General features: G+C 60.5%; 10 protein-coding genes. 2 read left to right on the forward strand and 8 right to left on the reverse strand.

What is annotated here, in order from left to right:
* Window positions 1–494: 494 nt before the first annotated feature.
* The gene (locus N8H71_RS18915; protein ID WP_262195152.1) at window positions 495–1,658 is read left to right on the forward strand and encodes a Fic family protein; all 1,164 of its coding nucleotides are present in this window, start codon (window positions 495–497) and stop codon (window positions 1,656–1,658) included.
* Here the strand turns inward: N8H71_RS18915 and N8H71_RS18920 are convergent.
* The 4 genes from N8H71_RS18920 to plsB form a co-directional block, all read right to left on the reverse strand.
* Window positions 1,655–2,344, reverse strand: a complete 690-nt coding sequence (locus tag N8H71_RS18920; RefSeq protein WP_262195154.1) for a DUF4197 domain-containing protein — start codon at window positions 2,342–2,344, stop codon at window positions 1,655–1,657. The two genes, N8H71_RS18915 and N8H71_RS18920, sit on opposite strands and share 4 nt — an antisense overlap.
* A gap of 26 nt (window positions 2,345–2,370) precedes the next feature.
* Window positions 2,371–2,769, reverse strand: a complete 399-nt coding sequence (locus N8H71_RS18925; protein ID WP_262195155.1) for a YbaY family lipoprotein — start codon at window positions 2,767–2,769, stop codon at window positions 2,371–2,373.
* 51 nt (window positions 2,770–2,820) lie between these two features.
* Window positions 2,821–3,507, reverse strand: a complete 687-nt coding sequence (locus tag N8H71_RS18930; RefSeq protein ID WP_262195157.1) for a hypothetical protein — start codon at window positions 3,505–3,507, stop codon at window positions 2,821–2,823.
* Window positions 3,508–3,604: 97 nt separating this feature from the next.
* On the reverse strand, window positions 3,605–6,103 hold the full coding sequence (gene plsB / locus N8H71_RS18935; protein ID WP_262195158.1) for a glycerol-3-phosphate 1-O-acyltransferase PlsB: 2,499 nt from the start codon (window positions 6,101–6,103) through the stop codon (window positions 3,605–3,607).
* 237 nt (window positions 6,104–6,340) lie between these two features.
* On the opposite strand from plsB, the gene N8H71_RS18940 reads away from it, so the two are divergent.
* Window positions 6,341–6,550, forward strand: coding sequence for a cold shock domain-containing protein (locus tag N8H71_RS18940; protein WP_007954750.1), 210 nt, complete (start codon window positions 6,341–6,343; stop codon window positions 6,548–6,550).
* 136 nt (window positions 6,551–6,686) lie between these two features.
* Here N8H71_RS18940 and N8H71_RS18945 read toward each other — a convergent pair whose 3' ends face one another.
* The 4 genes from N8H71_RS18945 to N8H71_RS18960 all read right to left on the reverse strand — a co-directional run bounded on the left by N8H71_RS18945 (window position 6,687) and on the right by N8H71_RS18960 (window position 11,910).
* Entirely contained in the window at window positions 6,687–7,064 is a 378-nt protein-coding gene (locus tag N8H71_RS18945; protein ID WP_262195159.1) for a hypothetical protein, read from the reverse strand.
* A 75-nt stretch (window positions 7,065–7,139) separates the two neighbouring features.
* Window positions 7,140–7,949: a putative RNA methyltransferase gene (locus tag N8H71_RS18950; protein WP_262195160.1), complete on the reverse strand. Its 810-nt coding sequence runs from the start codon at window positions 7,947–7,949 to the stop codon at window positions 7,140–7,142.
* Window positions 7,949–9,100, reverse strand: a complete 1,152-nt coding sequence (gene dapE, locus N8H71_RS18955) for a succinyl-diaminopimelate desuccinylase (protein ID WP_262195161.1) — start codon at window positions 9,098–9,100, stop codon at window positions 7,949–7,951. Before dapE ends, N8H71_RS18950 begins: the two co-directional genes overlap by 1 nt.
* A gap of 218 nt (window positions 9,101–9,318) precedes the next feature.
* Entirely contained in the window at window positions 9,319–11,910 is a 2,592-nt protein-coding gene (locus N8H71_RS18960; RefSeq protein ID WP_262195162.1) for a glycosyltransferase, read from the reverse strand.
* Between the last annotated feature and the right edge of the window lie 186 nt (window positions 11,911–12,096).

A 12,096-nucleotide genomic window follows, 5' to 3' on the forward strand; every position in this document is an offset into this window, starting at 1 on the left:
CCGGCGTTCGGCCCCTCGCTGGGGCTCGGGGTTCCTTCGTTCCGGGATTCATCCGGGGGCATCACCTCCGGTTTGCTTCGCTGCACCTCCTCTCGATGTGTTCGACTTCGTCGAACGGCGCTTCGCGCCTGCCCCCGGATAAATCCCTCCACTCAGCCGGCCGAAGGGGCCGGCACGTCAAAAGCGTTACTCGAGCTAACGCTCATTGTGTTGAGTGGTTAGAAGCGAAGCGCATCGGAGTGTAGGGTTTTGCGCTTTTCTGTGGGAGCGAGCTTGCTCGCGAAGGCGGCCTGTCTGCCGACCATGCTCTATCGGTTGGACTCAATCTTGTCGGAGCTGGCCTGCTAGTGATGTCAGCCTGACAGCTGAGCAAAACAATGGTGTAGGACTCTGTGTAGCCTCCTACAAGTTTTTCAGACGCCTCCGATATTGAGTCGCTGTGTTGGCGGTGCTGTACTCGAGGCTGTTTTTCAGCCTTGTTTGAGTCAGCTTTGATGAAGAAACCGCCGGTATTGAAGGGGCGGGCCGATCCGGTCTTTGAGTTGTTGATGCGCGCGCCTCACAAGCAGCGTCTGGCGGATTATCTTGCGTTGCTCAAGCCGCTGGATGATCAGGGGCGGTATCTGCCTTTTGAAGATTTGCGTTATCGCTGGGCCAGCGGGCTGGATTCGCGTTTGTGTTGGGCGTTGGTCAAGAAGGCGCGGGACGCTCAGTACATTCTTCTTCTGCCTTTGGGGGAGCCGGCGCAGTGGGGGAAGTTTGTGCCGACGCCCACCGCGCAGAAGGCCCTTTCAGTGGTTGATCGGCAAACCACGACGGCGTCGCTGGAGTACATGACCAGTCAGATAGGCGAGCGGGCGCATTTCAGTTATTTGCTTAACGATCTGATCGAGGATGAGGCGATCAGCAGCAGTCAGCTGGAGGGCGCCGCGACCACCACTCGTGTCGCCAAGGACATGCTCAAGCAACGGCGTCAGCCGCGTACGCCGGATGAGCGGATGGTCATGGGCAATTACCGGATGATGAATTTCGCCTGGGAAAAACGTTACGAGCCATTGAGCGTGGAGTTGATTGCGTCGATCCATCGAGTCGGTGTCGAGGGCATTGATGACGAGCAGTACGACCCCGGGCTTTTCAGGACCAACGATGAAGTGGTGGTGCAGGACGGCGAAGGGAATACCGTGCACACGCCACCGCCTGCCGCCGGACTGGTGAGGCGACTGGATTTGCTCTCGCAGTGGATCAATCAACCACAGGGTTCACCTCGGCAAAAAAACTGCCTGCATCCGCTGATCAAGGCGATCACGCTGCACTTTGCCCTGGGTTACGAACATCCGTTTCGCGACGGTAACGGGCGGGTCGCCAGGGCGCTGTTTTACTGGTTCATGTTCAAGCATGAGTTTTCGGCCTTCCGCTATATCGCGATCAGTCTTTTACTGCGCAACGCGCCTGTGAAATACGGGCGGTCGTATTTGCACAGCGAAGCCGATGAGCTCGATCTGACGTACTTCATCGAGTTTCAGTGTTCGGTGATTCTGCGGGCGGTGGAGGGATTTACCGATGTGTATCGCAAAAGTGTGGCGTACAGCGATATTGGACGGCGGAACGGATTGAATAACGGGAGTGAGAAAGCTCACTCCCGTGTTGTGTCGGCTTAGAGCGTACCGAACACCTTCTTCGCCAGACTCGTCGCCGCAGCGGCCGGGTTCTTGCGGAGGGTTTCTTCCTGTTTGCCGATCATTTCGAACAGGCCGTTGAGTGCTTGTTCGGTCACGTAGCTTTCGATGTTGGCGCTTTTCGCATCCACCACGCCGAAGGTCGCGGCCTGGCCGGCGAAGGTGTTGTATTTCTGGGCTACGCCGACTTTGTCGGTTGCCTGTTTGACGATGGGCAGGAACCTGGTGCGGATCTGCTCGCGGCTGGATTTGTCCAGGTATTGGGTGGCGGAGTCGTTGCCGCCGCTGAGGATGCCTTTGGCGTCTTCCACGCTCATTTTCTTCACGGCATCGACGAGGATTGGCTGGGCCTGGGTGACGGCGGTTTCCGCAGCCTTGTTCATGGCGGTTTCCAGTTCGTCGACCTGGGCGCCCATGCCGAAGGCTTTCATCTTGCCGGCGACTTTGCCGAGTTTGCCCGGCAGTTCGATTTTCACGTCCGGGTTGTTGCTGAAGCCGCCCGGGGTGCCGAGTTGTTTGACAGCCAGTTGCGCGCCCTGGGTCAGGGCATCCTTGAGGCCGCCGGTGGCGTCGCCTTGCGACAGGTCGCTGAGGGACAGGGCCAGCGCGTTGGCTGAGATCATCAAGCCCGCGCACAGGCCGGCGAAGCGAAGGGTAGGGCGGAGCATGAAAGCTTCCTTATTCGATAAGAGCGTTAGCGGGCGGAGTCTACGCGTATCTTCAGCGGCTGCGGATCCTTGCCGTCAAGCTGCACGGCATGGTTTTCGGTGGTGATGAACATCAGCTCGCCGTTGACTTCGATGCGTGCGCTGACCGAGTAGCGGTGGCCGGGTTTGACCTGGGCCGGATCGTAGCTCAAGTGGAACGGCAGCGGCACCTGGCCTTTTACCGGGCCTTTCTGCTCATCGAGTACGATGGCTGGCGCGTCGGCCAGCGAAACGTCTTGCAGGCTCACGCTGAGTGTCGCGCTCGGTGGCAGAGCGATGCGCTGCAGGTAGAACACTTCGCCTTCGAGGCTGGCCTTGCCGGCGGGGGTAGTCGATTGGCATGCGCTCAACAGGGTAGCGGCGGCGAGCAGGGTAAGTTTTTTCATCGTGACCTCTGAGACTTTCGCGCCGGAAGAACCCCGGCGCCGAAGAGGAATCTAGCGGATTTTGCCAATAGCGTCAGTGAACAAACGTAATGGGTTTGGCATGAACTGCGAGAGCGTGCGCATCAGGCGCGTGACCGGTTTGTGCGCAACGGGTGCCAGCTCCACCTGCCACGGCGTGACCAGAACCGGTTGGTGATAGCGGTTTTCGATGCCGCTCAGGACATAGCGTTTACCGGGAGTAACGCGGTCCGGATCATATTTCATATAAAACGAAGTGGCGGTTCGTTCATCGTGCGAGGCTCGGGCAATCTCGACTTCACTGTTGCCGGCATCGTGCAGGGTGATAGTGACGGCTTCATGCTCATTGATTGCGCGAGGTTCTTGAACCTCGACGTATAAAAAGCCGATCGGGCTCAGGTGCAATGTTTGCCGATGCGGTGCGTTGTTGACGATAACGAAGTAGTCCTGTTCGACCAACAGTGCTTGCTGGTTGTGGAACATCTGGACATTGATCTGATACTTCACCCCGACATCGTTGTAGCAATGCGGGAAGGAGAACTTCCAGTCGACATCGAACAAGTAAGAGTGACGCCAGTCCTTGACGCGTACGGGTGATTTGGCGTTGACGACGTTGACACTGACTACCGTTTCATTATTCCCGTCCACCGGTGCGTTGAAGTCAGGTGGAAAGCGGAAGTCCACAGTCACCATTGGATGCTGTTCGTGCAACAGGCTCATCCCGATATCCTTATCGTGATTATTGAAGTGAGCCTATTAATTCACGAATCAACTAACGAGAGAACGGGGAAGGACTCCCGTTAGTTGTCGGAAAGTTTCAGACGTCTGCACTAACAGCCGTTTCCGCTGCATCTTCACTGCGATGCAACGCCACCTGACGGATCGACAAGCGAATCTCTGCCGGCAACACCCGTTTGGCTGCGCCTTCAGCCAGTTCGCCGAGCAGTTCGTGATAGCTCAATTTGCCTGCTTCGTCGCGACGCAGCACGTCAAGATCGAGCATCGTCTGGATAAAGTGGCGGAACAGGCTCTTGTCGAAAAATTCCGGTGCATTCAGGCCATGCAGGATCGACAGGCGCTGGGCCATGACCGTGCACAGGTCTTCCAGTTCTTCGGCGCTGATGCTGTTCTGGCCGCTGTTGAGCAGCAGGGAAACGGTCATGTAGAAGCGTTGCAGGGTCTGGGCGATGCTCTTCGACAGCAGGGTCAGCAGTACGAAATGCCGCGAGCTCGGCGCCGGGCGCAGGTACACGTCTTTCTCGAAACGCAGCAGGCCTTGTTCGACGAACGCTTCCAGCCACTGATCGATCACTGCATCCAGTTCGTCCAGGGTCCAGCGGATGAACAGCTCCGATTGCAGGTACGGATACAGCGCGCGGGTGTAGCGCAGGATCTGTTCGCGGCTCATGCGCGATGCACTCTGGAAGAAACTCGCCAGCAGCGCCGGCAGGGCGAAGATGTGCAGCACGTTGTTGCGGTAGTAGGTCATCAGAACGGCGTTCTGCTCGTCCAGATACAGAATCTTGCCCAGCGCATCGTTCTGCTCGGACAGCAGATCCATGTCCTTCACGTGTTCGATCAGCGCCCGGCCATCGCCCTCCGGCAACGTGGTATGCGGCGAGTAAGGGACTTTGCGCAGCAATGCCAGATACAGATCCAGCACTCGCGCCATGGCGCGATCATCCAGCGCCAGGCGAGTGGTCGACAGCAGCGCCAGCGCTACCAGGTTGACCGGGTTGATCGCTGCGGCTTCGTTGAGATGCTGCGCGACTTTCTCGCCGAGGCGGTTGGTGGTTTCGTTGAGCCAGGCCGGTTTGTACTGCGGGCCGAGTTCCTGCTGACGCCAGTCCGGCTGTTCGCTGTCGAGGAATTCCGCGAGTTTGATCGGCTCGCCGAAGTTCACCGCCACTTGGCCGAAACGCTGCTTGAGTGCGCCGATGACTTTGAAGATGTCGAAGATCGATTCTTTCTTCTTGCTCGCGCCACGCAGTTCGCCGAGGTAGGTGCGGCCTTCGAGCACGCGCTCGTAACCGATGTACACCGGCACGAACACGATCGGCATCCGCGACGAACGCAGGAAGCTGCGCATGGTGATCGCGAGCATCCCGGTTTTCGGTTGCAGCATGCGCCCGGTACGCGAGCGGCCGCCTTCGACGAAGTACTCGACCGGGAAGCCTTTGGTGAACAGGGTGTGCAGGTATTCGTTGAACACCGAGGTGTACAGCGGATTGCCCTTGAACGTGCGGCGCATGAAGAACGCGCCGCCACGGCGCAGCAGGCTGCCGATTACCGGCATGTTGAGGTTGATCCCGGCGGCGATGTGCGGCGGGGTCAGGCCGTTGCGGAACAGCAGGTACGACAGCAGCAGGTAGTCGATATGGCTGCGGTGGCACGGCACGTAGATCACTTCGTGACCCTGGGCGACCTTCTGCACGCCTTCGATGTGGTTGACCTTGATCCCGTCGTAGATCTTGTTCCAGAACCAGCTCAGCACCACTTCCAGAAAACGGATCGCGGTGTAGGTGTAGTCCGAGGCGATCTCGTTGCCGTAGCGCAGGGCCTGGGCCTTGGCTTTTTCCGGGGAGATGTTTTCGCGCTCGGCTTCGTCAAGGATCGCTTGCTTGACCAGCGGCTGGTTGAGCAGGCCTTTGACCAGGTTACGGCGGTGGGAGATGTCCGGGCCGATCACTGCAGCCTTGAGGTTGCGGAAGTGCACCCGCAGGATCCGCTGGGCCATGCGCACGGTGCGCTCGTGGCCCTTGTTGTGTTCGATCAGTTCGCGCAGGTGGATCGGCGCGGAGAATTGCACGCGGGTCTTGCGGCCCAGAATCATGATGCTCAGCAGGCGACGCAGGCGCCCGGTGACGGCCCAGCTGTCGGCGAACAGCAATTTCCACGGGCTGTTCTCGCTGTCCGGCGACTGTCCCCAGAACACGCTGACCGGAATGATCTGCGCGTCTTCGGCAGCGTTCTGACTGAGGGCGCTGACCAGTCGTGTCAGGGTCGGCGGTGCGCCGCGCTTGTCCTGGCGACCGAGCCAGTCCGGGTCCGGCGTCAGGTAGAAGAACGCCGCCGGTTCGATCAGCGAACCCACGGACACCGGCAGCACCGGGCGCGGCAATCCGGCCTTGGTGCACTCGGTGTCGACCACCGCCAGATCAGTCAGCGATGGGTTTTGCAGGACGTAGAACACCGGACGACTGCGGTCGAGGTTGAGGGTAAACGACGACTGGTTGATCGTCTCGGAGCGAACCCAGAGATACAACAGTCGGCGCAAGGTGCCAAACACAAGACGGCGGAACGGGGAACGGGTCATACGGCTTCTGCGTGAGTGGATAAACCGAGCGTTTGCTCGGGCGGTCGATAGTGTGCCGGATTCATGGAAAATCGGCAAAAAAGCGGCGAAGTAATCTCCTGTTGAGAGTTTTGCCGCCTGTCATATACTCGGCGATCTGTCGCCGGGGCCCTTTTATGGACGTCGGACGCAGGCTGACGTTCCTCAAAGGCTTTCCTGCGAAAAGCCTGTTCAATAATAAAAAAGGAGTATGAACAGATGGCAACACGTGAAACCGGCAACGTGAAGTGGTTCAACGACGCCAAGGGCTACGGCTTCATTCAGCGCGAAGACGGGGTGGACGTGTTCGTGCACTACCGCGCGATCCGCGGCGAAGGCCACCGTTCGCTGACCGAGGGTCAGCAGGTTGAATACGCGGTGGTGGAAGGGCAGAAGGGGTTGCAGGCTGAAGACGTGGTCGGGTTGTAAACCGCACTCTTCGGATCCCCAAAAACACTGTGGGAGCGGGCTTGCCCGCGAATGCGGTTTGTCAGCCACCTCTATTTTGGATGTGCCGCCGCCTTCGCGGGCAAGCCCGCTCCCACAGGTTTTGTGTACTGCTTTGTTATGAAGTTTTCCAGGTGATTTCTTCTTCACCATCGGCGCTGATGCGAATCCAGCGATCCGCCGTCTCCTCGCCTTCTTCCTCGACCCACGTCCCCGGAGCGCAGCGCACCTCAACGTTCAGCGCGGCAAAGGCTGCGCGGGCGCAGGCAATGTCGTCGTCCCATGGGGTCGCATCGCTTTCCAGGTACAGGCTGTTCCACTTGCCCACGGCTTTCGGCAGCCAGGTCACCGGGATGTTGCCGGCCTTGCACTTGTAAGTCTGGCCTTTCTGGACCCAGTCGCTGCACGGGCCGAGAGCGGCGCCCAGCCAGGCGGAAATGGCCTTGTGGTCGACGTCGGCGTCTTTCAGGTAAATCTCGATGTCCGGTTGGCGCATGGATATCCTCACTGCGGGTCTGAAAAATCCATTCGCGGATTTAGCCGGCCCCGGGTCGTTACCCGAGACCAAAAGTTATTGAAGAACGAAATAATCGTAGCGCATCGACACGGTGGTCACGAACGGCTCGGGCTGTTCGATCACCGCCGCGCGGCGCTCGGCACTGGCGCGCCAGCCGTGGGGCGTCATCGCCAGCAGGTTGGCGCGATCCTCGGGCTTGTCCAGCGTCAGTTTGAATTCCAGGGTTTCACTGTGCGCCAGCGCCATGCCTTCCGGCACCAGGGCCAGATGCTTGTCGTCGGTGTATTCGCGCACTTCGTCGTACAGGCGTTCGCGCAGTTCCATCAGATGGCCGCTGGTCGGGCCGACTTTCATCAGGCCACCGCCGACGCTGAGCAGGCGCTTGGCCTCTTCCCAGTCCAGCGGACTGAAAACGCTGGCCAGAAACTGGCAACTGCCGGAGGCCAGTGGCACCCGGGCCATGCTCGCAATCAACCAGGTCAGCGCCGGATTGCGTTTGCAGGCGCGTTTGACCGCTTCCTTCGAGATATCCAGCGCGTAGCCATCGGCATCCGGTAAGGCCTCGGCGATCTGCGCGGTGTAGTAACCCTCGCCACAACCGATATCGACCCAGCGCGCCGGCGCATAACCCGCTGCCAGTTCCGCCAGACGCTTGGCCACTGGCGCGTAATGCCCGGCGTTCAGAAAGTCGCGGCGGGCCTCGACCATGGCCTGGTTGTCGCCGGGGTCGCGGCTGTTCTTGTGCTGCACCGGCAGCAGGTTCAGGTAACCCTGGCGCGCGCGGTCGAAGCGGTGGCCGGCGGGGCAGACCACACCGTTGTCCGCCGCGTTCAGCGGTTCACTGCAGATCGGGCACGCAAGCATCAGGCGAGCAACTTGATCAGGGTCTGGTAGTAGATCTCGGTCAGTACGTCGAGATCGGCCGCCAGCACGCGCTCGTTGACCTGGTGGATGGTCGCGTTGACCGGGCCCAGCTCAACCACCTGGGTGCCCATGGTCGCGATGAAACGACCGTCGGAGGTGCCGCCGCTGGTGGACGCCTTGGTCTCGCGGCCGGTGATCTGCTTGATGCTCGACGACACCGCGTCGAGCAGTGCGCCCGGCTCGGTGAGGAACGGCAGACCGGACAGCGCCCAGTCGATGTGCCAGTCCAGGCCGTGCTTGTCGAGGATGTCGGCGACGCGTTTCTGCAAGCCTTCAACGGTTGATTCGGTGGAGAAGCGGAAGTTGAACACCGCCACCAGATCGCCCGGAATCACATTGGTCGCGCCGGTGCCGGAGTTGACGTTGGAAATCTGGAAGCTGGTCGGCGGGAAGAAGTCGTTGCCGTGATCCCAATGCTCGGCGGCCAGTTCGGCCAAGGCCGGGGCGGCGAGGTGGATCGGGTTCTTCGCCAGGTGCGGATAGGCCACATGGCCCTGCACGCCGCGCACGGTCAGTTTGGCGCCGAGGGAGCCGCGACGACCGTTCTTCACTACGTCGCCCACCAGCGTGGTGCTCGACGGTTCGCCGACGATGCACCAGTCCAGACGCTCGTTACGGGCTGCCAGACGCTCGACCACGGCCTTGGTGCCGTGATGCGCCGGGCCTTCTTCGTCGCTGGTGATCAGGAACGCAACCTTGCCCTTGTGATCCGGATAGTCGGCGACAAAGCGCTCGGCGGCGACGGTCATCGAAGCCAGGCTGCCTTTCATGTCCGCCGCGCCACGGCCGCAGAGCATGCCGTGTTCGTCGATCACCGCATTGAACGGGTCGATCTGCCAGGCGGTCACCGGGCCGGTCGGCACCACGTCGGTGTGGCCGGCGAAGCACAGCACCGGGCCGTCGCCTTTACCGTGAGTCGCCCAGAAGTTATCCACATCTTCGATGCGCATCGGTTCCAGCTGGAAACCGGCATCGCCCAGGCGCTGCATCATCTGCTTCTGGCAATCGGCGTCGACCGGCGTCACGGACGGACGGCGGATCAGGTCGATGGCGAGTTGGAGGGTCGGCGAAAGGTCGGCGTGGGCCGTCATGGAAAACTCCGGATGCTTGAAATTGGGCAAGGGCCAATGTGGGAGCGAGCTTGCTCGCGAAAGCAGTGTTTCAGGCAACATAAGGGTTGAATGTTACAAAGCCTTCGCGAGCAAGCTCGCTCCCACAGGGTTGGATATCACGCCAAGCCCTGCAAAATGGCGGTTATCTTAAAGCAAAACGGCGACCATTGGCCGCCGTTTAGTGCACCGGGAAGGATTTAGACCACCGGTGCGGGTTCAGGCGCCGCCGAAGGTTTTGGCAGCGACGACAGGAACGCCATGATCAGCGCGGCCACGTACGGCAGCGACTGCACCAGCAGCATGGCCACCCAGAAGCGCATGTCGTTGCTCGGAATGCCTTGCACCAGGTAGATCCCCAGTGCCGCGCCCCACAACAGCAGCATGATGAACAGCTCTTCCCGGGCCTCGGAAATCGCCACCCAGAAGCCATGGTTGTCGGCGTTTTTCGGGGTGCGGAAGAACGGAATGCTGCTGGTGAAAAAGCCGTACAGCACCGCTTTGGCGATGGTGTGCGACAACGCCAGACCGGCCAGCGCGGCGCAGAACGCATCCTTCAGGTTCACGCCCACGGCGCGACGATAGAGGAAAATGATCTTGCCGACCTTGAACACGAACAGCGCCAGCGGCGGGATCGCGAAAATCAGCAGCGGCGGGTCGACCCGTTGCGGCACGATGATCATCGCCGCCGACCACAACAGCGCGCCGACAGTGAAGAAAATGTTCATGCCGTCCGCCACCCACGGCAGCCAGCCCGCGAGGAAGTGGTAACGCTGGCCGCGAGTCAGCTCGGTGTCCTTGCCGCGCAGCAGGCTGCGGGTGTGGCGCTTGATGATCTGGATCGCACCGTAGGCCCAGCGGAAACGCTGCTTCTTGAAGTCGATGAAGGTGTCCGGCATCAGACCCTTGCCGTAACTGTCGTGGTAGTACGCCGCCGACAGGCCTTTCTCGAATACCCGCAGACCGAGTTCGGCGTCTTCACAGATGCACCAGTCGGCCCAGCCCAGTTCTTCCAGAACCGAACGGCGGGTCATGGTCATGGTGCCGTGCTGGATGATCGCGTCGCGGTCGTTGCGGGTGACCATGCCGATGTGGAAGAAGCCTTTGTATTCGGCGTAGCAGAGCTTCTTGAAGGTGCTTTCGTTCTGGTCGCGATAGTCCTGCGGCGATTGCACCACGGCGATTTTCGGGTCGGCGAAGTGCGGCACCATGTGCTTGAGCCAGTTCGGGTGCACGCAGTAGTCGGAGTCGATCACCGCGATCACTTCGGCGTCCTTGGCGGTGTGCGGAATCAGGTAATTCAGCGCGCCGCCCTTGAAACCGGCCAGGGGCGAGACGTGGAAGAACTTGAAGCGCGGGCCGAGGGTTTCGCAGTAGTCGCGCACCGGTTCCCAGACCGCCGGGTCCTTGGTGTTGTTGTCGATGATCAGGACTTCGAAGTCCGGATAGTCGAGGTTGGCCAGGGCGTTGAGGGTCTGTTTGACCATCTCCGGCGGCTCGTTGTAGCACGGCACGTGGATCGAGACTTTCGGGCGGTAGTCCGAATCGCCGACCACCGGCAGGAATTCACGGCGACGCTTGTGAATCCACACCGCTTCGGCCAGTTCGTGGGCCTCGGTCAGCAGCACGATGAACACCCCGAGCGCACCGAGCGCCAGCAGGAAGCCTACCGTCAGGCTGAACCACGTGCTGTATTGCTGACTGTAGTCGTAACCGATCCACACCAGCACCGAACCGCACAGGAACGCGATAAAGGTCAGGAAGGTACGACCGCGCTGACGCAGGGCCGAGCCGTCGATCATCAGCAGGGTCAGCGACAACAGCGCCAGCACCACCGAGCCGATGGCCAGCACGCGCCATTGCGGGATCGCCACCACCGGGCCTTCGAAGTTGAATTTCTGCTGGCGCGCGGCGTTGAACACGCCCCAGTAAGCGCCGACCGAACCTTCGTCGCTGGCCTTCCACGGCTGGTCAAACGCTTCGATCACGAAGTAGTTGAAGCCCTGGCGATTGAGTTTGTTGACCAGCGTGCGCAGGTAGATCGCCTGATCCGCCGGCGACGCATCGGCGCCACCGCGCATGCGACCGTTGCTCGGCCAGCCCACTTCGGACAGCAGCAGCGGCTTTTTCGGGAACATCTTTTTCAGGTCGCGGGCGCGGTCGAAAACAAACTGCCCGGCCTTGTCCACCGGAATGAATTCCCAGTAGGGCAGAACGTGCGCGGCGATCAGGTCGACGTGCTTGGCCAGCTCCGGGTGCTCTTCCCAGACGTGCCACTGTTCGGAGGTGGTCACCGGCACTTTTACGGCCGCGCGCACGCGGTCGAGCAGCACGCTGAGTTGTTCGGCGGTGATTTCCTTGCGGAAGATCGCTTCGTTACCGACCACCACGCGAACCACGCTGCGCGAGGTGTTGGCCAGTTCGATGGCGCGGGTGATTTCGCGCTCGTTGCGCTCCTGGTCGGGGCTGATCCAGATCCCCAGGGTCACGCGAAGGCCGAATTCTTCCGCCAGTTTCGGGATGTCCTGCAGGGAGCCGTCGACCGAGTAGATGCGGATGTTGTCCGTCAGCTTGCTCATGATCTCCAGGTCGCGGCGCATTTCATCGTCGGACGGATACTGATCCTTCTGTGGGAACTGTCCCTGCTGGAACGGTGAATAGGAGAAGCCGGAAATCTGCTCCGGCCAGTTCGGCGCGGAGACGGGGTGGTTGATCAGCGCCCAGAAACCGGTGAACAAGGCGGCGATTGCCAGAACCACCACCAGGTTGAGTCCAAATTTACGCGATGACATAGCTGTGTCGGGTTCCAAAGGCTGTGGAACGAAGGGTCGGCTGGTTGACGCCAAGAGGGCGCGCATCCTACACCGGCAGTTCGCCGAGTCCTACAAGAGACAGGGAAATGCCGGACGTTGGGCAATCCAACCTGACTTAAGTTCTTTCGTTTCAGCGTGTAAGACAAATCTTTGTTAGGTACAGCT

Origin of the sequence: Pseudomonas koreensis, assembly GCF_025447595.1 — a bacterium.
GTDB classification, from domain to species: Bacteria; Pseudomonadota; Gammaproteobacteria; order Pseudomonadales; family Pseudomonadaceae; genus Aquipseudomonas; species Aquipseudomonas koreensis_H.

Coding starts and splice junctions, on each gene's coding strand:
- N8H71_RS18930 (WP_262195157.1), bottom strand. CDS start 3,507: ATGAGCCTGTTGCACGAACAGCATCCAATGGTGACTGTGGACTTCCGC.
- N8H71_RS18925 (WP_262195155.1), bottom strand. CDS start 2,769: ATGAAAAAACTTACCCTGCTCGCCGCCGCTACCCTGTTGAGCGCATGC.
- N8H71_RS18920 (WP_262195154.1), bottom strand. CDS start 2,344: ATGCTCCGCCCTACCCTTCGCTTCGCCGGCCTGTGCGCGGGCTTGATG.
- N8H71_RS18950 (WP_262195160.1), bottom strand. CDS start 7,949: ATGCTTGCGTGCCCGATCTGCAGTGAACCGCTGAACGCGGCGGACAAC.
- N8H71_RS18940 (WP_007954750.1), top strand. CDS start 6,341: ATGGCAACACGTGAAACCGGCAACGTGAAGTGGTTCAACGACGCCAAG.
- dapE (WP_262195161.1), bottom strand. CDS start 9,100: ATGACGGCCCACGCCGACCTTTCGCCGACCCTCCAACTCGCCATCGAC.
- N8H71_RS18945 (WP_262195159.1), bottom strand. CDS start 7,064: ATGCGCCAACCGGACATCGAGATTTACCTGAAAGACGCCGACGTCGAC.
- N8H71_RS18915 (WP_262195152.1), top strand. CDS start 495: ATGAAGAAACCGCCGGTATTGAAGGGGCGGGCCGATCCGGTCTTTGAG.
- N8H71_RS18960 (WP_262195162.1), bottom strand. CDS start 11,910: ATGTCATCGCGTAAATTTGGACTCAACCTGGTGGTGGTTCTGGCAATC.
- plsB (WP_262195158.1), bottom strand. CDS start 6,103: ATGACCCGTTCCCCGTTCCGCCGTCTTGTGTTTGGCACCTTGCGCCGA.